Raw genomic sequence first — 19,547 nt, 5'->3', positions numbered from 1 at the left:
ATCTTGAGGGGCGGATAATAACCTAATTCGCCTACAGAAATCAACAGGTCTTAATCAGATTAACCTTGACGCTGCTTATGACGAGGTTCTGCGCTACAAATTACGCGGATAACCCCATTACGACGGATAACTTTACAGCTACCACAAATTTTCTTAACAGAAGCTTGTACTTTCATGATGAAACCTCAAGTGCGCTTATCCCTTAGGATGAGCAGTCGTTTTTCTCATTAACGTTTGATTATCGTATTGGTGCGAAGTGAGGTGTGATTGCAGCTGAGCCATAAAGTCCATCACTACCACCACAACAATCAGCAAAGAGGTACCACCCAAATAGAATGGAATACCAAATGAACTTTGCAATACCATCGGCATCAAACAAATGACTGCGATGTAAATCGCGCCAATAAAGGTCAAACGATTGAGAATATGATCTAAGTAACGAGCAGTTTGCTCACCTGGACGTATACCAGGCACGTAAGCTCCGCTGCGTTTCAAGTTCTCTGACACTTCTTTAGGACTAAATACCAGTGCTGTATAGAAGTAACAGAAAAAGATAATTAACGCACCAAAGAGCACCAAATACAACGGCTGACCAGGCGACAATACCAATGCTACATCTTGCAGGCTACGCTTAATAAATCCAGCATTTGGATCTGCACTACCCACCCACTGCCCTAAGCTCGCAGGGAACAAAAGTAATGAGCTGGCAAAAATTGCCGGAATCACACCCGCCATATTAATTTTTAATGGCAAATGTGTCTGCTGTGCAGTAAATACACGACGACCTTGTTGTTTTTGAGCATAGTTTACCGGAATACGACGCTGCGCTTTCTCAATAAACACGATCGCTGCCAAAACACCCAGAGATAACAAACCAAAAATTACCAAGCCAATCAGGCTGGTCTGGCCATTATCTACAGAGGAGAAAGATTGCATAATCAGATTAGGCAATCCGGCAACAATACCCGCGAAGATGATCATGGAAATACCATTTCCCACCCCACGCTCGGTAATCTGTTCACCCAACCACATCAAGAACATGGTCCCCGCAACCAGTGAGGTTACTGCAGGAACATAAAAAGCCAAACCAGTATTCAGGGTAATCCCCTGACTGATCAGGCCTGCACACATACCTATCGCCTGTACCAGCGCTAAGAATAATGTACCTTGTCGTGTGTATTGATTAATTTTACGTTTGCCTTGCTCGCCTTCTTTCTTTAAAGCTTCCAGCGAAGGAACCACAGTTGACATCAACTGCACGATAATCGACGCAGAGATGTATGGCATGATCCCGAGAGCAAGAATAGACATTCGTTCTAATGCACCACCAGAAAACATGTTAAACAAACCAAGGATGGTACCTTGGTTTGCATTAAACAAGTTTTCTAACGCAGCATTATTGATGCCTGGTACTGGAATATGCGCTCCTAGTCGAAACACCAACAACGCACCAATGAGAAACATCATTCGACGAATAATTTCACGGTATTTCACATGAAATGGTTGGCCTTTCATCATGTTGACATGACCTGAAGAACTAGGAGTCATAGACACTGGGGATTACTCCTCGACTTTGCCGCCAGCAGCTTCAACAGCAGCTTTAGCGCCTTTAGTCAATGCAACACCTTGAACAGTGAATGCACGAGTAATTTCACCAGAAAGTACGATACGAGCACGGATCATGTCTTTACGTACAACGTTCGCAGCTTTTAAAGTTTCAAGAGACACGATGTCGCCTTCAACTTTAGCAAGCTCAGATAAACGTACTTCAGCAGTTTTCAAAGCCAATTGGCTAGTGAAGCCGAATTTAGGCAAACGACGGTAAAGTGCTGTTTGACCGCCTTCGAAACCTGGACGAGTACCACCGCTCTTACGTGAGTTTTGACCTTTGACACCACGGCCACCGGTCTTACCAACGCCAGAACCGATACCACGGCCTAAACGAAGGTTATCACGTTTAGCACCTTCTGCAGGTGCAATTGTATTTAAACGCAGAGTCATGGCTTATTCCTCTACACTAACCATATAGTAGACTTGGTTGATCATACCACGGTTAGAAGGTGTGTCTAACACTTCTACAGTATGACCAATACGACGCAGACCTAAACCTTGCAGGCTAAGCTTGTGATTTTTCAAGCGGTGCGATGCAGATTTAGTCTGGGTAACTTTAATCGTTTTCATGATTGATTACCCTTGAATTTGTTCTACTGAAAGACCACGTTTCGCAGCAACCTTTTCAGGAGTAGTCATATCACGCAAACCATTGAAAGTTGCGTTTACTACGTTAGCAGCGTTAGTAGAACCACGGCATTTAGTCAACACGTTACGTACGCCTACAGCTTCTAGAACTGCACGCATAGCGCCACCAGCAATTACACCTGTACCTTCAGAGGCAGGCTGCATGAATACGCGGCTAGCGCCGTGACGTGCATGAATTGGGTGCTGTAACGTACCATCAACAAGGTCAACAGTAATCATATTGCGACGAGCAGCTTCAAGTGCTTTAGAGATAGCAGCTGGAACTTCACGTGCTTTACCACGACCAAAACCTACGCGACCATTACCATCACCCACAACAGTTAATGCTGTGAAAGAGAAGATACGACCACCCTTAACAACTTTGGCTACACGATCAACGGCAACCAGCTTTTCAACAAGACCTTCGTTTTGTTCAACTTTAGCCATGATTAGAACTCCAAGCCGTTTTCACGAGCAGCATCAGCCAAGGCTTTGATACGACCATGATATTTAAAACCAGAACGGTCAAATGCAACTTTAGTAACACCAGCTGCTTTAGCGCGTTCTGCGATTAAAGCACCTACTTTTTGAGCTGCTTCAACGTTACCAGTTGTACCCGCACGTAGAGTAGCGTCTAAAGTAGAAGCTTGCGCTAATACTTTGCCACCATCTGCAGAGATAACTTGAGCATAGATGTGACGCGGAGTGCGGTTTACACACAAACGAGTCGCACCCAATGCACGGATGTGCAAGCGTGTGCTTTTCGCACGACGCAAACGGGATTGTTTCTTTTCGTTCATAAGAACCTCGCGCCTTATTTCTTCTTAGCTTCTTTACGAAGTACAACTTCGTCAGAATAACGAACACCTTTGCCTTTATATGGCTCTGGTGGACGGTAACCACGGATATCTGCAGCAACCTGTCCTAAAGCTGCTTTATCAGCAGACTTAAGAATGATTTCAGTTGCAGTTGGAGTTTCAGCAGTTACACCTGCAGGAAGTGCATAATCGATCGGGTGAGAGAAACCAAGGTTAAGATGAACAACGTCACCTTTAACCGCAGCTTTATAACCAACACCGATAAGCTGTAACTTACGTTCGAAACCTTCGCTAACACCTTTTACAAGGTTGTTAAGCACAGCGCGAGCAGTACCAGCTTGCATCCAAGCGTCTTTCGACTCTTGTACTGGAGCAATAGCTAGAATACCGTCTTCCTGTTTAAGCTCGACCAGCGCATGCAGGTTGAAAGACAATGTACCTTTAGTGCCTTTCACTTCGACCTGCCGGCCGTTCTGAGTAACTGTTACACCGTTAGGTACAGTTACTGGGGCTTTAGCCACACGAGACATGAGGAATCACCTATTAAGAAACAAAAGCAATAACTTCACCACCAACGCCTGCAGCACGTGCAGCGCGATCAGTCATGATGCCTTTGCTTGTAGAAACAATTGCAATACCTAAACCTTGCTTAACGCTCGGAAGTGCATCTTTACCGCGATACTGACGTAGACCTGGACGGCTTACGCGCTTCACAGTTTCGATAACTGGTTTGCCTTCGAAATACTTTAAAGTCAAAGTAAGAGTTGGTTTGCCTTCAGCATCCGCAACTTCTACGTTTGAAATATAACCTTCTTGTTGAAGTAAGTTAGCAATTGCTACCTTCAACTTAGAATTAGGCATAGAAACAGTTTGTTTCTTTGCCATTTGTGCGTTACGAACACGTGTTAGCATGTCGGCAACGGTATCTTGCATACTCATCTATAGTGCTCCTTACCAGCTTGCCTTAACAACGCCAGGTACATCACCTTGCATTACTGTTTCACGTAATTTGTTACGGCTTAAACCGAACTTACGGAAGTAACCATGAGGACGACCAGTTAAACCACAACGGTTACGTAGACGTACTGGAGATGCATTACGTGGTAATGCTTGTAATTTCATCATCGCTTCGAAACGTTCTTCGTCTGATGCATTTACGTTTGCAATAACAGCTTTTAATTCAGCACGTTTTGCAGCGTATTTAGCAACAGTAGCTTCGCGTTTCAATTCGCGATTAATCATACCTTTCTTAGCCATATCGACCTCTTATTTGAACGGGAAGCCGAATGCACGCATAAGCGCACGGCCTTCGTCATCGGTGCGAGCAGTCGTAGTAATGGTAATATCCATACCACGAATACGATCAATCTTGTCAAAATCGATTTCAGGGAACATGATTTGCTCCTTAAGACCCATTGAGTAGTTACCACGACCGTCGAATGATTTCGCAGAGAAACCACGGAAGTCACGGATACGAGGGATCGCAATCGAGATCAAACGGTCCAAGAATTCGTACATACGTTCGCCGCGTAAAGTAACTTTACAACCGATCGGCCAACCATCACGGATTTTAAAACCAGCGATTGATTTACGAGCTAACGTAAGTACTGGTTTTTGACCAGCGATAGCTTGCATATCTGAAAGAGCACCATCAAGGAGTTTTTTGTCAGCAGCAGCTGCGCCAACACCCATGTTGATCGTGATTTTAGTGATGCGAGGAATCTCCATCACATTCTTAACACCCAATACTTCTTGTAATTGAGCTTTAAGTTCGTCGTTGTAACGTGTTTTAAGTCTGGCCATGGCCTATATCAACCTATTACTTCGCTACCGCCACTGATTCACCATTTGATTTGAATACGCGAGTTTTCACGCCATCAATCACTTGGTAACCAACACGGTCAGCCTTTTGGGTTGTAGCATTAAAAACTGCCACGTTTGAAATATGAAGCGAAGCTTCCTGAGTTACAACGCTACCTTCAGCGCCTGTAGCACGGTTCGGCTTCTGATGCTTCTTCACCAAGTTAAGGCCTTCAACCTTAACACGGTCATTAGAAACAGACAGAACAGTACCCTGTTTGCCTTTTTCTTTACCTGCGATCACAATTACTTGATCGCCTTTTTTAATCTTAGCCATGATCGCCTCTTATAGAACTTCAGGAGCCAATGAAATAATTTTCATGAACTGTTCAGTACGAAGTTCACGAGTCACTGGTCCGAAAATACGAGTTGCAATCGGCGCTTTGTTGTTGTTCAAAATAACAGCAGCGTTATCGTCGAAACGAATCACTGAACCGTCTGCACGACGGATACCGAATTTTGTACGAACCACAACCGCATTCATCACGTCACCTTTTTTAACACGTGCGCGTGGAATTGCTTCTTTTACAGTAACTTTAATAATGTCGCCAACAGAAGCATAACGACGATGCGAGCCACCAAGTACTTTAATACATTGTACGCGGCGTGCACCACTGTTGTCTGCTACGTCGAGCATAGTTTCGGTCTGAATCATTGCCCTACTCCAAAACCGAGCAACACCGGTCGAAATTTCGAAAGGCTCAAAGAGTACTCGAAATTGACCGATGATGCAACAAGAACGTTAATTACTCAGCAGCTGCTTCAACAACTTCAACTAGAGTCCAAGACTTAGTTTTAGAAATTGGGCGGCTTTCTTTAATGGTTACAACATCACCAGCTTTAGCTGTGTTGTTCTCATCATGAGCATGTAATTTTGTTGAACGGCGGATTAATTTGCCATACAACGGGTGTTGAACTTGGCGTTCAATAAGAACAACGATAGATTTATCCATCTTGTCGCTTACAACTTTGCCAGTTAACGTGCGGACTGTTTTATCACTCATTGTCCGTTCCCCTGTTTTTCGGTAAGGAGGGTCTTAATACGAGCAATAGTCTGACGAGTAAGTGCAACTTCATGCGATTTACCCAATTGACCAGTTGCTTTCGCCATACGAAGACGGAATTGGTTAAGCTGTTGCTCATCAAGCAAAGCTGTCAACTCTTCTACCGACTTTTCACGTAGATCTTTAGTTTTCATTACATTACCGTCCGAGTCACGATAGCGGTTTTAAACGGAAGTTTAGCTGCTGCAAGCGTAAACGCTTCGCGAGCCAATTCTTCGTTAACACCATCAATTTCGTACAAGACTTTACCTGGTTTGATTTGGCAAACCCAATATTCCACAGAACCTTTACCTTTACCCATACGCACTTCAAGAGGCTTAGAAGTAATCGGTTTGTCCGGGAATACACGGATAAAGATCTTACCACCACGCTTAATACGACGGCTAATTGTACGACGCGCTGCTTCAATTTGACGCGCAGTCATTTGACCACGTTCAACTGATTTAAGTGCAATAGTACCGAAAGATACTGTGCTACCGCGGTGTGCTAGACCAGTGTTACGGCCTTTCTGCACTTTACGGAATTTAGTACGCTTAGGTTGCAACATGGATTATTCTCCTTTTTCAGCAGAACGATCATTGCGACGACCACGACGCTCTTGACCTTCACCACGACCACGACCGCGTTTAGCTGGACGTTCTTCAGCTGGAGCTGGGTTCATGACTTGTTTCATGCCGCCCAAGATCTCACCACGGAAGATCCAAACTTTAACACCGATCGTACCGTAAGTAGTCTCAGCACGCATAGTCGCATAGTCGATATCTGCACGAAGCGTATGTAGAGGTACACGACCTTCACGATACCACTCAGTACGAGCAATCTCAGCACCACCTAAACGGCCTGAAACTTCTACTTTGATACCTTTAGCACCAGCACGCATTGTGTTTTGTACCGCACGCTTCATAGCACGACGGAACATTACACGTTTTTCTAATTGAGAAGCGATAGCTTCAGCAACTAGACGCGCGTCTAAGTCTGGACGATCAATTTCATTGATACTTACTTGCGCAGGAACACCCATGATAGATGTCAATTCGCGTTGTAGTTTCTCAATATCTTCGCCTTTTTTACCGATTACGATACCTGGACGAGCAGTGCTAATAGTTACTTTAGCAGCGCCTGTAGGGCGTTCGATAAGAATGTTGCTGATCATCGCGTTTTTAAGTTTTTTGATCAAAAACTCACGAACTTGAAGATCTTTAAGCAAGTATTCAGCGTATTGTTTCGGATTCGCATACCAGTTAGCGTTATGACGTTTCACAACACCTAGGCGGATACCGATTGGATGAACCTTCTGACCCATATCAAACCCCTACCTTAACGGTGATGTGACAAGTACGCTTAGTAATACGATCTGCACGGCCTTTAGCACGTGGCATAATACGTTTCAGGCTCATGCCTTCATCAACGTAGATCGTAGAAACTTTAAGGTCGTCTACATCTAAACTGTTATTGTGTTCAGCGTTTGCAATCGCAGATTCCAACGCTTTCTTAACTAGAACTGCAGCTTTTTTGTTGCTGAAGTTAAGGATGTTAAGAGCGTGCGCAACAGATTTGCCGCGGATAAGATCTGCAACCAAACGAGCTTTTTGTGCCGAGATAGCGGCACCGCGTAATTTAGCAGTTACTTCCATCATAGCACCCATTAACGTTTAGATTTCTTGTCAACACCGTGACCGCGATAGGTACGAGTTGGTGCAAATTCACCAAGCTTGTGACCAACCATGTGCTCAGAAACGATCACAGGAACGTGGTTACGGCCATTGTGTACAGAAATTGTTAAACCAACAAAATCCGGGAGGATCATCGAACGACGCGACCAAGTTTTGATCGGCTTACGGTTATTAGCCGCGATAGCCGCTTCAACCTTAGCGAACAAGTGCGCATCGACGAATGGGCCTTTTTTCAGAGAACGAGGCATTGTCAGATTCCTTTACTTGTTACTTAACGCGACGGTCGCGAATAATCATCTTAGTCGTACGCTTATTGGTACGTGTCTTGTACCCTTTAGCTTTTTGACCCCATGGGCTTACAGGTTGAATACCTTTGTTACGCCCTTCACCACCACCATGTGGATGGTCAACTGGGTTCATCGCCATACCACGAACGGTAGGACGAACACCACGCCAGCGTGATGCACCAGCTTTACCTAGTGAACGAAGGTTGCTTTCTGAGTTAGATACTTCACCTAACACAGCACGGCATTCAACGTGAATTTTACGCATCTCGCCTGAACGCAGACGAACGATAGCGTAAGAACCGTCACGACCCAACAGCTGAACTGAAGTACCAGCTGAACGAGCTAACTGCGCGCCTTTACCGATTTTAAGTTCGATGTTGTGAAGAGTAGAACCGATAGGCATGTTGCGAAGCGGCAAGCAGTTACCTGGACGAATTGGAGCATCGTTACCAGACTGTACTTTATCGCCAGCGCGAAGGCCTTTAGGAGCGATGATATAACGACGCTCACCGTCAGCATACAATACAAGTGCAATGTGTGCAGTACGGTTAGGATCGTATTCGATACGCTCTACAGTTGCAGGAATACCATCTTTGTTACGTTTAAAGTCAACTAGACGGTAGTGCTGCTTGTGACCGCCACCAACGTGACGAGTCGTGATGTGACCGTTGTTATTACGGCCGCCAGTACGTTTTTTAGCTTCAACCAACGGAGAGTATGGTGCGCCTTTGTGAAGGTGATCGTGAACCACTTTCTCTACAAAGCGACGTCCTGGAGACGTTGGCTTACATTTTTGAATAGGCATAATTCTCGTCCTTATTCCGCTGTGCTTTCAGCGGTATCGCCCAAGTCAGCCATTTCAACATCTTGGCCAGCTTTCAGGGTGACGTATGCTTTTTTAACATCAGAACGACGTCCTAATGTTTTACCAAAGCGTTTAGACTTACCTTTAGTGATAGTAGTGTTAACTTTAACAACTTCCACACCAAAGAGTTGTTCCACTGCTTTTTTGATTTCAAGCTTGTTTGCATTTAATGCAACTTTAAACACTTGAACACCAGCAGTTTCACCTAAAACTTGTGCTTTTTCTGAGAATACAGGTCCTTGCAGGACTTGATAGATACGTTCGTTGTTCATCCGAGTTCTACCTCAATTTTCTTAGCAGCAGCTACAGACATAACAACTTTGTCGAACGCAATCAAGCTAACCGGATCGATTGCAGCAGCATCAACCACATCAACGTGTGGAATGTTGCGCGCAGCAAGATACAGGTTCTCATCAACAGCATCAGTAACGATCAATGCGCGAGTCGCATTCAAGTCGTTAAGTTTTGCAAGCAATTCTTTAGTTTTTGGAGCCGCAACAGCAAACTCTTCAACTAAAACTAGGCGATCTTGACGAACAAGTTCAGCCAGGATGCATTGCATAGCACCGCGGTACATTTTACGGTTTACTTTTTGAGACCAGTCTTGTGGACGAGCAGCAAAAGTTTTACCACCGCCAACCCAGATTGGGCTACGAATAGAACCAGCACGAGCGCGGCCAGTACCTTTTTGACGGAATGGCTTGCGACCACCGCCAGAAACGTCTGCACGTGATTTCTGAGCTTTTGAACCTTGACGGCCACCAGCTAAATAAGCTGTAACCACTTGGTGAACAAGAGCTTCATTAAATTCACGACCGAACGCAACTTCTGATAATTCAACAGCAGAGCCGGAAACAGTATTTAAATTCACGTTATTTCCCCTCAGGCCTTGATCGTAGGACGAACGATTACGTCGCCACCAGTAGCACCAGGAACCGCGCCTTTAACAACTAGAACTGAACGTTCTGTGTCGATAGCAACGATCTCAAGACCCTGTGTAGTTACGCGTTCAGCACCTAAATGGCCAGCCATTTTTTTGCCTTTGAATACGCGACCAGGAGTCTGGTTTTGACCAGTAGAACCTAAAACACGGTGAGAAACTGAGTTACCGTGAGTTGCATCTTGCGTACGGAAGTTCCAACGCTTAACACCACCTTGGAAACCTTTACCTTTAGATTGACCAGTTACGTCAACAACTTGACCAACCTGGAACAATTCAACGGTAAGCGTACCACCAACTTCACGACCTTCAAGATCAGCTTCTGTAGCACGGAATTCTTGAACTAGACGACCAGCTGCAACACCCGCTTTCGCGAAGTGGCCTTTCTGAGCGTTAGTTACGCGAGATTCGCGACGTTCACCAGTAGTGATTTGAATCGCTTGATAACCATCAGTTTCAAGCGTTTTGATTTGAGTGATGCGGTTAGGATCAACCTCAATCACTGTAACAGGCACAGAAACACCAGCATCTGTAAAGATACGTGTCATACCGCACTTGCGACCGACTAAACCAATAGCCATGTGCATAAACCTCTAAAAAAGCGGCCTAATTAACTTAGAGTGTTAATTAACCCGAAAGCCTTAACCCAATGCGATCTGAACATCAACACCAGCTGCAAGATCTAACTTCATCAATGCATCTACAGTTTTGTCTGTAGGTTGAACGATGTCGATCAAACGCTTGTAAGTACGGATTTCGTACTGGTCACGCGCGTCTTTGTTTACGTGTGGTGATGTTAAAACGTTAAAACGTTCAATGCGTGTTGGCATTGGAATTGGACCACACACTTGTGCGCCAGTACGTTTTGCGGTTTCTACGATTTCTTGAGCTGATTGATCAATCAGGCGATGATCAAAAGACTTAAGACGGATACGAATTCTCTGGTTAGACATACCAGTAAACTCCAAGCCAAATATATAAAGAATCACTCTTGACGCATCTCACCCCACTTTATGTGGGCAAGTGTCAAGAGCAGTGAAATATCACTAAGGTCATGATCGATGCCACGACTGTAACGATAGTTAACTACTTTATTCGCAGTTAACCCCCTTCCTATTGAAGGGTCGCTTATTATAGCCATTGTTTAATGCATAAGCAAATCTCTTTTATGGTTTTATCCAAGTTTTCAATTTATGACTTAAAACAATAGTTTATTGTGTAAATATTAGGCAGTTTTTGCCAAAACATATTCTATAGCACGATTTAATATCTGATTTCCTTCAATAAATTTTTGCTTCGTGGTTTTTTTTAATTCAAATAAATTTTGCACATATTTTCCTGAAAATTGTGCAAGCTCTCCTTCATTTTCTAAAAACAATTCGAGTGTTTCTGGGGTAATTTCCGGATGAAACTGGAAGCCCAATACATTTCTACCCAACTGGTACATCTGATTACGACAGGCTTCATTTTCTGCCAGATGGACTGCCCCTTTAGGCAATTCAAATGTTTCATTGTGCCATTGCAGAATATTAAACTGCTCCGGCAGGCTAAAACACGTCTCTGGTAGATTCGCCACTCTGTGCACCGTGGTCCACCCCAATTCCTGTTCTGGATTGCGACTAACACCTGCACCCAAAGCATTTGCAATCAACTGCCCACCCAGACACAGGCCAATTGCCGGTTTGCCATGCGAAAGATAGCGACGCAACCAGCGTTTTTCTATTTTTAACCAAGGGAAATTTGCTTCATCATTCACACTCATGGTTCCCCCCATAATGATCAGCAAATCCACCTCTTCCACTGCAGGCAGCGCCTCGATCTCCAGCGGTCGATCCACGGGTAAAGCAAAAAATTCAGTCGCTGTAATGTGCGCCTGATGCTGCTTTAAAAATTCATAACAACTACCAAAACCTTCACCAGCAATATGCTGAAAATAATGCACTTTTAAATACGACTTCATGCTCCTCAACCTATTTTTTTAGCTATATAGATTTAGGTTTTGCAAAAATGAAGCCAACTTTTTATAAGACTTGTTGTTTTTAAACAATTCACAACGTAACTGGCAGTGAGTCACAGATTCTCTTAAGCTAGAGTAATATTTGATTACATTTGAGAGCATTCACGTGAAAAAAAATCCTCAAACAGCGCTCATTCATGCACCACGAAAGGCTCCTCAAGCGATTTCTACCATTCAGCCTCCCCTCTATCGTGCATCGACGATTATCTTTAACAATACCGATGCCCTGTTTAATCGCCATTGGACCGATGACTATGACTATAGTTATGGCACGCATGGCACGCCTACGACCTTTACGCTGGGCGATAACATCGCACAGCTCGAAGGTGGTTTATATCACCTGCTCGCACCGAGTGGTTTATCCGCGATTAATCTCGTGAATTCTTGCTTTTTAAGCCAAGGAGATGAGGTTTGGGTGGCTGACAATATCTATGGTCCAAACATGGAACATTTACGCAATCTGGAAAAGCGTTATGGAATTACGGTTAAGGTCTACAATCCCATAGAGCTTGATACATTTCAGCCTACAGATAAAGCCAAACTGATCTGGCTCGAGGCTGCTGGCTCAGTCACCTTGGAATTTCCGGATCTGGCTGGTTTAGTGAAAAAAGCTCAGGCACACAATATTCTTACTGCGCTGGATAATACCTGGGGCGCAGGTCTGGCTTTTGATGCCTTTGATTTTAGTGAAGAGCATTTAAGTGTAGATATGACGGTACATGCACTGACCAAATATCCAAGCGGCGGGGGTGATATTCTGATGGGCTCGGTGGTTACGCGAGATAAGGCCCTGCATCACAAACTGTTCCGCGCACATGCCATTCAGGGCATTAGTGTTTCTGGTGATGATGTGGCACAGATACAACGCAGTCTGGCTTCGATGCAACTTCGCTATGAACATCAGTCGAAAAGTGCACTGGCATTAATGACATGGCTTCAACAGCAAGCCGAGTTTGTACAGGTGCTGCATCCTGCTGACCCGGACAGCGCAGGCCATCAGTACTGGAAAGAAATTTGCAAGCAAGGTGATAGTGCCGGCCTGGTCAGCGTGATCTTTGACAGCACATACGTAATGCAGGATATCCGGAATTTCTGTGATAGCTTAAAACTGTTTAAGCTTGGCTTTAGTTGGGGTGGCCCTGTCAGTCTGGTCATGCTATATAACTTAAAAGACATGCGTGTGCTGGAACATTCACACTTAAAAGACGGCTTGCTGGTTCGTTTCTGTATTGGACTGGAATATCCGGAAGATTTGATTCAAGATATTCAGCATGCACTAGAACAAATGAAAAAACTTAAAAACGAATAATAAATAACAGGAAAAGCTATGGGTAGACCAATTGTTATTGCTAAAAAAACTGCGGATACCACACAGGATATTGTGCTGCATTCCCAACTTGCCAATCGACATGGCTTGATTGCAGGTGCCACTGGTACCGGAAAGACTGTGACTTTAAAAGTATTGGCGGAGAGCTTTTCTCGAATTGGTGTACCTGTATTCCTCGCCGATGCCAAAGGCGATGTGTCCAGCCTGGCCAAAGCAGGTGAAAGCAGCCCCAAGTTTGATGAACGGATTAAAAGTCTCAATATCGAGTCCATTCCTTTTGCAGCCTCACCAGTGGTGTTTTGGGATTTATTTGGCGAACAGGGTCATCCGATTCGCACTACCATTTCTGAAATTGGCCCGCTGCTGCTGGCGCAAATACTGAATCTGAATGACACCCAGGAAGGCGTTTTATCTGCCGTGTTTCGGATTGCCGATGATCAGGGTTTATTGCTGATCGACTTTAAAGATCTGAAAGCGATGCTGAGTTATGTCTCTGAGCATGCGGCTGACTTTAAAGCTGAATATGGCAATCTTTCACCCGCCAGTCTCGGTGCGATTCAACGTAATTTGTTAGCACTGGCTGACCAAGGCGGTGACCAGTTTTTTGGCGAGCCGGCGCTGGATCTGATGGACTTTTTGCAGACGGATAGTCAAGGACGTGGCAATATCAATTTGTTGGCGGCTGACAAGCTGATGAATACGCCTAAGCTATATGCCACGTTCTTACTCTGGATGCTCTCTGAGCTGTTTGAACAGCTTCCCGAAGTCGGCGATCTGGACAAACCTAAACTGGTGTTTTTCTTTGATGAAGCCCATCTCTTGTTTGATAATGCCAGCCCTGCCCTGAAAGAAAAAATTGAGCAGGTGGTGCGTCTAATTCGCTCGAAAGGTGTAGGGATTTATTTTGTCACGCAAAATCCTTTGGACTTGCCTGAAAGTGTCTTAGGCCAGCTCGGCAATCGGGTTCAACATGCTTTGCGGGCTTTCACTCCCAAAGATCAAAAAGCAGTGAAAACCGCAGCAGAGACTTTCCGAGCCAATCCTGAATTTAAAGTCGATCAGGTGATTACCGAGTTAGCAGTAGGTGAGGCTCTAATTAGCTGCCTGGATGAAAAGGGCATTCCACAAATTGTAGAGCGTGGCTGGGTCATGCCGCCGCATTCATCCTTTACACCGATCTCGCTTGAAGAACGCAAGGCTCTCATGCAGCAAAGTATTGTCGCCGGTATTTATGAGCAGCCAGTCGATCGGGACAGCGCCCACGAAATGCTGCAAAACAAGGTCGCAGAACGCCAGCAACAGGCTCAGGCCGCCGAATTTGCCAAACAACAAAGCAAGGAACAAGCAGCTCTTGCCAAGCAGCAAATTAAAGAACAGGAACGTCTGGCACGAGAACAGCAAAAAGAAGCTGAACGCGCAGCCAAGCAACGAGAAAAACTGACTCAGGATATTGTCGGCACCTTTGCCAAAAGTGCTGCCCGCAGCCTGGGCGGGAGTACTGGGCAGAAAATTGTGCGCGGCTTACTGGGTTCGCTGTTTGGCCGCAAATAATTCCTCTCCTTTTCCGATCATCATCATACTTTTTATGGGATATTCTTATATCCCATAATTTTTTTATGGTTTTATGACTATGCGCTATTGTAAAGCCATTTTAAAAGATGTAATTTAAATACATCTTTTAAAAAACACCTGTAGACGGCTCTCATGACTCCACAACATATTGAACTTGTACAAGCGACTGTTCCTGTTTTACGTGAAAACGGCGTAGCACTTACCACGTATTTCTATAACCGCATGCTGAAAAACCATCCAGAGTTGAAAAACACCTTCAACATGGATCATCAAAGTACTGGCCGTCAACCACGTGCCTTGGCTGCCGCAGTACTTGCCTATGCCGAAAACATTACCAATCCGGGCGTTTTGGCCAAAGCCATCGAACGCATTACCACTAAACATGTCAGCCTGGATATTCAACCGGATCAATATGCGATTGTCGGTGAGAATCTGTTGCACTCGATCAGCGAAGTTTTAGATGTACCCATGGACTCAGACCTGATTGCAGCCTGGAAAGAAGCGTATATGCAACTGGCAGATATTTTGATTGGTGTGGAAAAATCTAAATATGCCACCCTAGCTTCTGAAAATGGTGGCTGGGCGGGCTGGCGCGAATTTGAAGTAGCAGCAGTCAATGATACCGACGCAGGTAAAATCTTTACACTTAAAGCTAAAGATGGTGCAGCGATTGCAAGTGCTGAAGCCGGTGAACATATTTCAGTACGTGTACAGGTGCCTGAACAGCACATTCGTCAACCACAACAGTTTAGCTTTGATCAGGCGCAAAACGAGCAATATCAAATTACTGTGAAAGCGGAAGAAAATCCAACCGCATTCTCGGTTGCACAGACACTGATCGACCACTACAAAGTTGGTGATGTAGTTGAAGTGTCTGCCCCGCTCAAGCTTTAATTGCAAAAACGGTTTAGACTAGCATCAGATTCTGATTAAAAGCTCCATTCGTGGAGCTTTTAACATTCAATTCTTTCATTTTCTAGCTGTTGACGTTATGCAACTCAATAAATTCACTGACTATGCGCTTCGGATTCTGATGTATGTCGCACAGCCACGTGATCTCCCCTATACCATTGCAGAACTTGCCGAGCGATTACAGGTTTCACAAAATCATGCCATGAAAATCGTGCATTTTATGGCGAAACAGGAGTGGCTGATTACCACACGTGGTAAAGGTGGCGGCATACGTTTAAATCCGGCCAGCCTGAACCTCCAGCTGGGACAGATTGTGCGGATCCTGCAACGCGACAGCAATGTAGTGGAATGCAATAGCCCACCCTGCGTATTACGTCCGACCTGTGGTTTAAAAGGTATTTTAGATGATGCGGTGGAACAGTTTTATAGCAGTCTGGACCAATATGTGCTTAAAGATGTGATTAGGCCACGAAATGCGCGTTTCAGTACAAATTCTCCGATCGGCCTGATTAATCTTTAAAGTCTTCCGGGTCAGGTCTTGTGACTTATTCTTGCGGCAAAGTTCGCTTGCCTGTGCGACTTCCTTTATAATGTTTCATTGTAGATCATTTATTGAAGTTGAGTTATGCACCACAGCAGAGGAAAATCCAAAAACAGTAAGACAGCCCATGCGCCTAAGCAAAAGATCAGCTACGAGAAAAAAGTTGATTCTGCCATTACTGAATATTCTGTGCGCGCACTCAACTGGCTACGCAAAGCCGAATTTTTAATGAGTGCACCCAAACTCAGTCTTTGTGTAGAAGATACAGGCTATGAAATTGCTTTTGCCGGCCGCTCGAATGCGGGTAAGTCTAGTGCGATTAATGCCCTGACCAACCAGAAACAGTTGGCACGTGCATCGAAAAAACCTGGCCGTACCCAGATGATCAACTTTTTCAGCCTGGGTAATCCGGATCAGCGTCTGGTCGACTTACCCGGTTATGGTTATGCGGCTGTGCCTGAAAAAATGAAACTGGTCTGGCAAAAAGAACTGGAAAATTACCTGATTCACCGTCAAAGCTTGCAAGGCCTGGTATTGTTGATGGATATCCGTCATCCCCTGCAACACTTTGATGTAATGATGCTGGAATGGGCTTATTCCCGCCAGTTGTTCGTGCATGTGTTATTGACCAAATCTGACAAACTAAACCGTGGTCCTGCATCCAAAGCCTTGCAGGAAGTCAAAGCGGCATTGAAAAAGATGAAGCTGGATTTCTCGATTCAACTGTTTTCCTCCATGAACAAACAAGGTTTAGAAGAACTGGCCAGCGTCATGGGTGGCCGTTTGAACTTTACCTTAGATCAAGCATCTGAATATGATCTGGACAGCATTCCGGAAGCATCAGCGCATGATTTGAATGAATCTGATGAACCGCTTGAAGAGCTCGAGCTTAGTGAAGCTGATTCTGAGCATGCTGAAGTATCGACTCATGATTTAAATGAAGCTGAAGAACCGCTGGAATTGCTTGAGCAGGATCAATCCGAGCTTAAAGCGGCAGATGAGCTAAATCAGAATAAGCGTTCAGCGGATTAAGACCATATCACCTAAATGATCTGTGATCATTCTTGATTTATTAAAACTCAACGTACAAATAAAAAAGCAGGTCAAATACCTGCTTTTTTTTATTTTTTTAAATGTTTTAGCTATCTGTAGCTTGAAGATCGGGTTCACGCGTATGCCGGTCCACCACCACGCTGATCATCATATCTCCCTGAACATTCACCACTGTACGTACGGTATCCAGTAAACGGTCGATCGGCAACAGAATGGCAATTGCCTCGGCAGGCAAACCTACCGATTGCAAGACCATAATCATAGTCACCATACCGGCACTCGGAATCCCCGGTGCACCTAAGGATGCAATCATCGCAGTCGCGCAGACCACCAGTTGCTGCCCCAGACTCAGATCCAGCCCCATTAAATTGGCAATAAACAGAGCTGCAGCTGCTTCATACAGCGCCGTACCATCCATATTTAACTGGGTCCCAAGTGGAATTACAAAGCCTGCGGTATGTGGGCGTACCCCTAAATTTTCCTGTGCGCATTTCATCGACAGGGGCATGGTGGCCGAACTGGAACTGGTGGCAAAGGCAGTAATCAAGGCAGCACGTGTGCCTTTAAAGAACGTGACCGGATCCATCTTGCCGAAAATCCATAGCAATAAAGGCAAGACCACGATGCCATGAAAAATCGTCGTACCGGTGACTACCGCAGCGAATTCAGCCAGACGACTAAGAACCGAAACATCTTCAGTGGCAATTAATTTGGCCAATAAGGCAAAAATACCGAGTGGTGCCAGTTTCATTACCCAGCCAATCATCAACATCATGATTTCGAAAAACTGGTGACTCAGCTTGCGCACGGTACGAAATTTATCTCCTCCCGCAACCAGTGCCACACCAACAAATAGCGCAAAGACTACCACCGCCAAGACATTGCCATCCGAAAATGCTTTAAAGGGATTGATCAAGGTATTTTGAATAAAGTTGGTAAAGAAAGAAGAAGGCGTCAGCGTATCCGGTGTTTGATGTTGTGCCATGGCATCCTGGAACATCAGCACATCCACACCCTTACCGACATCAAACAGATGCGCACACGCCAGACCTAAAATAAGTGCCAAGGTAGTGGTGGTCACACAGCACATCAGGGTAATTTTCCAGGTGCGGCTTAGCTGCCCACCCGCCTGCAGATTGGATACGCCGACCACGATCGAGCTAAAAATCAGCGGCACTAACAGCATTTTTAACAAGCCAATAAAAATACTGCTGACGATGCCGATGCCATATAAGCTGATATCAAAAAATGAGGTCTGCGGAAATATCGTCAATAGAAATCCAAACAGCACCCCCAATACGGCGGCAATTAAAATTTGCGTATTTAAGCTCATCTTTTCATGCATTTTTAATATTGATCTTAAGCCGCACTATGCCATGCAGTGTCTATAGAATCGAGTAATATTTTATAAACGCATGGTTGAAGCATGGCATCAAATGGCCTTTTTCATCCGGCTTAAAAACAAAAAACCCAATCTAGGATTCGGCTTTTTGACAGACTACAAACTTATTGTGTTTCGATTTCACGTAAGCGGATCAGACCTTCCTGAGAGGTACTGCAGACCAGCTCGCCGTTCTGCCACATCCGGCCAAAATTCAGGCCGCGCGAACTGGCGCTCTGGGTGGCATCCATATCGTAAAGCATCCATTCATCCGCACGGAATGGTTTATGGAAGTACATGGCATGGTCAATACTGGCACATTGTAAGCTTGGCGAAATATAACTCAGACCATGTGGACGAAGCGCCGTGGTCATCAAGGTAAAGTCAGAATAGAAAGCAGCAATGGCCTGATGCAAGGAGATCTGATCGACTTCTGCAGCAATACGGTCATGCGTACGGATATAGTGCGCATAAGACGGTGCTTCAGGTTGAGGCTGGAATGGATTTTGCGGATTGACCGGACGAATTTCCACATGACGATCACGAGTGAAAGATGCACGAACATTTTCCGGAATAAACTCAATAATCTGCTTGATCAGCTCTGCTTCATTTTTCAGGCTTTCTGCCGGTGGATATTCAGGCTCTGAAATCTGGTAATTCAGGCCCTCTTCCTGATGCGCGAAAGACACCATACACATGAAAATGGTACGGCCATGCTGAATAGCGCGCACCTGACGGCTGACAAAGCTCTTGCCGTCACGGATACGATCCACTTCATAAATAATCGGTGCATTGACATCCCCGCCAAACAGAAAATAGGCATGTAATGAATGTGCTGGACGGTCTGTGGTATAAGACGCGGCGCGTAGTGCCTGCCCTAAAACCTGCCCACCGAACACGCGCTTGCCCACCAGATTCCGGCTGATTCCCCGGAAAATGTTTTCTTCTAACTTTTCTAAGCTGAGCAGCTCGACCAGTTCCTGTGTTAAGGCATTCATA

General features: G+C 45.0%; 29 protein-coding genes and 2 pseudogenes. 5 read left to right on the top strand and 26 right to left on the bottom strand.

Annotated features, from left to right (window positions below):
• Positions 1 to 59 precede the first annotated feature (59 nt).
• From rpmJ to F890_RS01785, 24 genes and pseudogenes are all read right to left on the bottom strand, one after another.
• On the bottom strand, positions 60 to 176 hold the full coding sequence (gene rpmJ, locus F890_RS17845; protein WP_000867907.1) for a 50S ribosomal protein L36: 117 nt from the start codon (positions 174 to 176) through the stop codon (positions 60 to 62).
• Between the two features lie 19 nt (positions 177 to 195).
• A complete protein-coding gene (gene secY / locus F890_RS01895) occupies positions 196 to 1,515 on the bottom strand; it encodes a preprotein translocase subunit SecY (RefSeq protein WP_171054339.1) in 1,320 nt (439 codons plus the stop codon).
• Positions 1,516 to 1,560: 45 nt separating this feature from the next.
• Complete coding sequence (rplO, locus tag F890_RS01890) at positions 1,561 to 2,001, bottom strand: 50S ribosomal protein L15 (RefSeq protein WP_004281494.1); 441 nt, start codon at positions 1,999 to 2,001, stop codon at positions 1,561 to 1,563.
• A 3-nt stretch (positions 2,002 to 2,004) separates the two neighbouring features.
• Complete coding sequence (gene rpmD, locus F890_RS01885; RefSeq protein WP_004281495.1) at positions 2,005 to 2,181, bottom strand: 50S ribosomal protein L30; 177 nt, start codon at positions 2,179 to 2,181, stop codon at positions 2,005 to 2,007.
• Positions 2,182 to 2,187: 6 nt separating this feature from the next.
• On the bottom strand, positions 2,188 to 2,685 hold the full coding sequence (rpsE, locus tag F890_RS01880; RefSeq protein ID WP_004281496.1) for a 30S ribosomal protein S5: 498 nt from the start codon (positions 2,683 to 2,685) through the stop codon (positions 2,188 to 2,190).
• 2 nt (positions 2,686 to 2,687) lie between these two features.
• A complete protein-coding gene (gene rplR / locus F890_RS01875; protein ID WP_004281497.1) occupies positions 2,688 to 3,038 on the bottom strand; it encodes a 50S ribosomal protein L18 in 351 nt (116 codons plus the stop codon).
• A gap of 14 nt (positions 3,039 to 3,052) precedes the next feature.
• Complete coding sequence (gene rplF / locus F890_RS01870; RefSeq protein WP_004645059.1) at positions 3,053 to 3,586, bottom strand: 50S ribosomal protein L6; 534 nt, start codon at positions 3,584 to 3,586, stop codon at positions 3,053 to 3,055.
• Between the two features lie 13 nt (positions 3,587 to 3,599).
• Positions 3,600 to 3,995 (bottom strand): 30S ribosomal protein S8, encoded by a 396-nt coding sequence (gene rpsH, locus F890_RS01865; protein ID WP_004281499.1) that lies wholly within the window; start codon positions 3,993 to 3,995, stop codon positions 3,600 to 3,602.
• Between the two features lie 12 nt (positions 3,996 to 4,007).
• Positions 4,008 to 4,313 carry a 30S ribosomal protein S14 gene (gene rpsN, locus F890_RS01860; RefSeq protein ID WP_004732275.1) on the bottom strand — a complete coding sequence of 102 codons (306 nt, stop codon included), beginning with the start codon at positions 4,311 to 4,313 and terminating at the stop codon, positions 4,008 to 4,010.
• Between the two features lie 9 nt (positions 4,314 to 4,322).
• Positions 4,323 to 4,859 (bottom strand): 50S ribosomal protein L5, encoded by a 537-nt coding sequence (rplE, locus tag F890_RS01855; RefSeq protein WP_004645057.1) that lies wholly within the window; start codon positions 4,857 to 4,859, stop codon positions 4,323 to 4,325.
• A gap of 16 nt (positions 4,860 to 4,875) precedes the next feature.
• Complete coding sequence (rplX, locus tag F890_RS01850; RefSeq protein ID WP_004281502.1) at positions 4,876 to 5,193, bottom strand: 50S ribosomal protein L24; 318 nt, start codon at positions 5,191 to 5,193, stop codon at positions 4,876 to 4,878.
• Positions 5,194 to 5,202: 9 nt separating this feature from the next.
• Positions 5,203 to 5,571: a 50S ribosomal protein L14 gene (rplN, locus tag F890_RS01845; RefSeq protein WP_004281503.1), complete on the bottom strand. Its 369-nt coding sequence runs from the start codon at positions 5,569 to 5,571 to the stop codon at positions 5,203 to 5,205.
• Between the two features lie 91 nt (positions 5,572 to 5,662).
• The gene (gene rpsQ, locus F890_RS01840; RefSeq protein WP_004281504.1) at positions 5,663 to 5,920 is read right to left on the bottom strand and encodes a 30S ribosomal protein S17; all 258 of its coding nucleotides are present in this window, start codon (positions 5,918 to 5,920) and stop codon (positions 5,663 to 5,665) included.
• A complete protein-coding gene (rpmC, locus tag F890_RS01835; RefSeq protein ID WP_004281505.1) occupies positions 5,917 to 6,114 on the bottom strand; it encodes a 50S ribosomal protein L29 in 198 nt (65 codons plus the stop codon). Before rpmC ends, rpsQ begins: the two co-directional genes overlap by 4 nt.
• Positions 6,114 to 6,527, bottom strand: coding sequence for a 50S ribosomal protein L16 (gene rplP / locus F890_RS01830; RefSeq protein ID WP_004281506.1), 414 nt, complete (start codon positions 6,525 to 6,527; stop codon positions 6,114 to 6,116). Before rplP ends, rpmC begins: the two co-directional genes overlap by 1 nt.
• Positions 6,467 to 7,283, bottom strand: a pseudogene (gene rpsC, locus F890_RS01825) (30S ribosomal protein S3). The gene rplP and the pseudogene rpsC overlap by 61 nt, the downstream one beginning before the upstream one ends.
• Position 7,284: 1 nt before the next feature.
• On the bottom strand, positions 7,285 to 7,614 hold the full coding sequence (gene rplV, locus F890_RS01820) for a 50S ribosomal protein L22 (protein WP_001982638.1): 330 nt from the start codon (positions 7,612 to 7,614) through the stop codon (positions 7,285 to 7,287).
• Positions 7,615 to 7,625: 11 nt separating this feature from the next.
• The gene (rpsS, locus tag F890_RS01815; protein WP_004281508.1) at positions 7,626 to 7,901 is read right to left on the bottom strand and encodes a 30S ribosomal protein S19; all 276 of its coding nucleotides are present in this window, start codon (positions 7,899 to 7,901) and stop codon (positions 7,626 to 7,628) included.
• A 19-nt stretch (positions 7,902 to 7,920) separates the two neighbouring features.
• Positions 7,921 to 8,745 carry a 50S ribosomal protein L2 gene (gene rplB, locus F890_RS01810; RefSeq protein WP_004281509.1) on the bottom strand — a complete coding sequence of 275 codons (825 nt, stop codon included), beginning with the start codon at positions 8,743 to 8,745 and terminating at the stop codon, positions 7,921 to 7,923.
• 11 nt (positions 8,746 to 8,756) lie between these two features.
• Positions 8,757 to 9,077, bottom strand: a complete 321-nt coding sequence (rplW, locus tag F890_RS01805; RefSeq protein WP_004281510.1) for a 50S ribosomal protein L23 — start codon at positions 9,075 to 9,077, stop codon at positions 8,757 to 8,759.
• Positions 9,074 to 9,676, bottom strand: coding sequence for a 50S ribosomal protein L4 (gene rplD / locus F890_RS01800; protein WP_004281511.1), 603 nt, complete (start codon positions 9,674 to 9,676; stop codon positions 9,074 to 9,076). The genes rplW and rplD overlap by 4 nt, the downstream gene beginning before the upstream one ends.
• Before the next feature lie 11 nt (positions 9,677 to 9,687).
• Entirely contained in the window at positions 9,688 to 10,326 is a 639-nt protein-coding gene (gene rplC, locus F890_RS01795) for a 50S ribosomal protein L3 (protein ID WP_004645054.1), read from the bottom strand.
• A gap of 60 nt (positions 10,327 to 10,386) precedes the next feature.
• Positions 10,387 to 10,698, bottom strand: coding sequence for a 30S ribosomal protein S10 (gene rpsJ, locus F890_RS01790; protein ID WP_000070912.1), 312 nt, complete (start codon positions 10,696 to 10,698; stop codon positions 10,387 to 10,389).
• A gap of 272 nt (positions 10,699 to 10,970) precedes the next feature.
• Entirely contained in the window at positions 10,971 to 11,705 is a 735-nt protein-coding gene (locus F890_RS01785; RefSeq protein WP_004732279.1) for a type 1 glutamine amidotransferase, read from the bottom strand.
• A gap of 163 nt (positions 11,706 to 11,868) precedes the next feature.
• On the opposite strand from F890_RS01785, the gene F890_RS01780 reads away from it, so the two are divergent.
• From F890_RS01780 to yihA, 5 genes and pseudogenes are all read left to right on the top strand, one after another.
• Positions 11,869 to 13,071: a PLP-dependent transferase gene (locus tag F890_RS01780; protein WP_005249895.1), complete on the top strand. Its 1,203-nt coding sequence runs from the start codon at positions 11,869 to 11,871 to the stop codon at positions 13,069 to 13,071.
• 18 nt (positions 13,072 to 13,089) lie between these two features.
• Complete coding sequence (locus tag F890_RS01775; RefSeq protein WP_004732283.1) at positions 13,090 to 14,640, top strand: helicase HerA-like domain-containing protein; 1,551 nt, start codon at positions 13,090 to 13,092, stop codon at positions 14,638 to 14,640.
• A 153-nt stretch (positions 14,641 to 14,793) separates the two neighbouring features.
• Positions 14,794 to 15,555, top strand: coding sequence for a globin domain-containing protein (locus tag F890_RS01770; protein ID WP_004281516.1), 762 nt, complete (start codon positions 14,794 to 14,796; stop codon positions 15,553 to 15,555).
• 97 nt (positions 15,556 to 15,652) lie between these two features.
• Positions 15,653 to 16,093 (top strand): RrF2 family transcriptional regulator, encoded by a 441-nt coding sequence (locus tag F890_RS01765; RefSeq protein WP_004732285.1) that lies wholly within the window; start codon positions 15,653 to 15,655, stop codon positions 16,091 to 16,093.
• A gap of 105 nt (positions 16,094 to 16,198) precedes the next feature.
• Positions 16,199 to 16,975: pseudogene (gene yihA / locus F890_RS01760) on the top strand (ribosome biogenesis GTP-binding protein YihA/YsxC); the annotation flags it as partial.
• Positions 16,976 to 17,252: 277 nt separating this feature from the next.
• Here the strand turns inward: yihA and F890_RS01755 are convergent.
• Both F890_RS01755 and F890_RS01750 read right to left on the bottom strand, forming a co-directional pair.
• Positions 17,253 to 18,500, bottom strand: coding sequence for a dicarboxylate/amino acid:cation symporter (locus F890_RS01755; protein ID WP_017397874.1), 1,248 nt, complete (start codon positions 18,498 to 18,500; stop codon positions 17,253 to 17,255).
• 173 nt (positions 18,501 to 18,673) lie between these two features.
• Complete coding sequence (locus F890_RS01750; RefSeq protein WP_004645045.1) at positions 18,674 to 19,546, bottom strand: acyl-CoA thioesterase; 873 nt, start codon at positions 19,544 to 19,546, stop codon at positions 18,674 to 18,676.
• Position 19,547: the final 1 nt, after the last annotated feature.

Origin of the sequence: Acinetobacter sp. CIP 64.7 (assembly GCF_000369745.1) — a bacterium.
GTDB lineage: Bacteria > Pseudomonadota > Gammaproteobacteria > Pseudomonadales > Moraxellaceae > Acinetobacter > Acinetobacter fasciculus.
Note: the sequence above shows the minus strand (reverse complement) of the source record. Positions and strands in the feature narration are given on the sequence as shown.

Bases quoted from the DNA above. Each gene is read 5' to 3' on its own strand.
- rpmJ (WP_000867907.1), bottom strand. From the start codon at position 176: ATGAAAGTACAAGCTTCTGTTAAGAAAATTTGTGGTAGCTGTAAAGTT.
- secY (WP_171054339.1), bottom strand. From the start codon at position 1,515: ATGAAAGGCCAACCATTTCATGTGAAATACCGTGAAATTATTCGTCGA.
- rplO (WP_004281494.1), bottom strand. From the start codon at position 2,001: ATGACTCTGCGTTTAAATACAATTGCACCTGCAGAAGGTGCTAAACGT.
- rpmD (WP_004281495.1), bottom strand. From the start codon at position 2,181: ATGAAAACGATTAAAGTTACCCAGACTAAATCTGCATCGCACCGCTTG.
- rpsE (WP_004281496.1), bottom strand. From the start codon at position 2,685: ATGGCTAAAGTTGAACAAAACGAAGGTCTTGTTGAAAAGCTGGTTGCC.
- rplR (WP_004281497.1), bottom strand. From the start codon at position 3,038: ATGAACGAAAAGAAACAATCCCGTTTGCGTCGTGCGAAAAGCACACGC.
- rplF (WP_004645059.1), bottom strand. From the start codon at position 3,586: ATGTCTCGTGTGGCTAAAGCCCCAGTAACTGTACCTAACGGTGTAACA.
- rpsH (WP_004281499.1), bottom strand. From the start codon at position 3,995: ATGAGTATGCAAGATACCGTTGCCGACATGCTAACACGTGTTCGTAAC.
- rpsN (WP_004732275.1), bottom strand. From the start codon at position 4,313: ATGGCTAAGAAAGGTATGATTAATCGCGAATTGAAACGCGAAGCTACT.
- rplE (WP_004645057.1), bottom strand. From the start codon at position 4,859: ATGGCCAGACTTAAAACACGTTACAACGACGAACTTAAAGCTCAATTA.
- rplX (WP_004281502.1), bottom strand. From the start codon at position 5,193: ATGGCTAAGATTAAAAAAGGCGATCAAGTAATTGTGATCGCAGGTAAA.
- rplN (WP_004281503.1), bottom strand. From the start codon at position 5,571: ATGATTCAGACCGAAACTATGCTCGACGTAGCAGACAACAGTGGTGCA.
- rpsQ (WP_004281504.1), bottom strand. From the start codon at position 5,920: ATGAGTGATAAAACAGTCCGCACGTTAACTGGCAAAGTTGTAAGCGAC.
- rpmC (WP_004281505.1), bottom strand. From the start codon at position 6,114: ATGAAAACTAAAGATCTACGTGAAAAGTCGGTAGAAGAGTTGACAGCT.
- rplP (WP_004281506.1), bottom strand. From the start codon at position 6,527: ATGTTGCAACCTAAGCGTACTAAATTCCGTAAAGTGCAGAAAGGCCGT.
- rplV (WP_001982638.1), bottom strand. From the start codon at position 7,614: ATGGAAGTAACTGCTAAATTACGCGGTGCCGCTATCTCGGCACAAAAA.
- rpsS (WP_004281508.1), bottom strand. From the start codon at position 7,901: ATGCCTCGTTCTCTGAAAAAAGGCCCATTCGTCGATGCGCACTTGTTC.
- rplB (WP_004281509.1), bottom strand. From the start codon at position 8,745: ATGCCTATTCAAAAATGTAAGCCAACGTCTCCAGGACGTCGCTTTGTA.
- rplW (WP_004281510.1), bottom strand. From the start codon at position 9,077: ATGAACAACGAACGTATCTATCAAGTCCTGCAAGGACCTGTATTCTCA.
- rplC (WP_004645054.1), bottom strand. From the start codon at position 10,326: ATGGCTATTGGTTTAGTCGGTCGCAAGTGCGGTATGACACGTATCTTT.
- rpsJ (WP_000070912.1), bottom strand. From the start codon at position 10,698: ATGTCTAACCAGAGAATTCGTATCCGTCTTAAGTCTTTTGATCATCGC.
- F890_RS01785 (WP_004732279.1), bottom strand. From the start codon at position 11,705: ATGAAGTCGTATTTAAAAGTGCATTATTTTCAGCATATTGCTGGTGAA.
- F890_RS01775 (WP_004732283.1), top strand. From the start codon at position 13,090: ATGGGTAGACCAATTGTTATTGCTAAAAAAACTGCGGATACCACACAG.
- F890_RS01770 (WP_004281516.1), top strand. From the start codon at position 14,794: ATGACTCCACAACATATTGAACTTGTACAAGCGACTGTTCCTGTTTTA.
- F890_RS01765 (WP_004732285.1), top strand. From the start codon at position 15,653: ATGCAACTCAATAAATTCACTGACTATGCGCTTCGGATTCTGATGTAT.
- F890_RS01755 (WP_017397874.1), bottom strand. From the start codon at position 18,500: ATGAGCTTAAATACGCAAATTTTAATTGCCGCCGTATTGGGGGTGCTG.
- F890_RS01750 (WP_004645045.1), bottom strand. From the start codon at position 19,546: ATGAATGCCTTAACACAGGAACTGGTCGAGCTGCTCAGCTTAGAAAAG.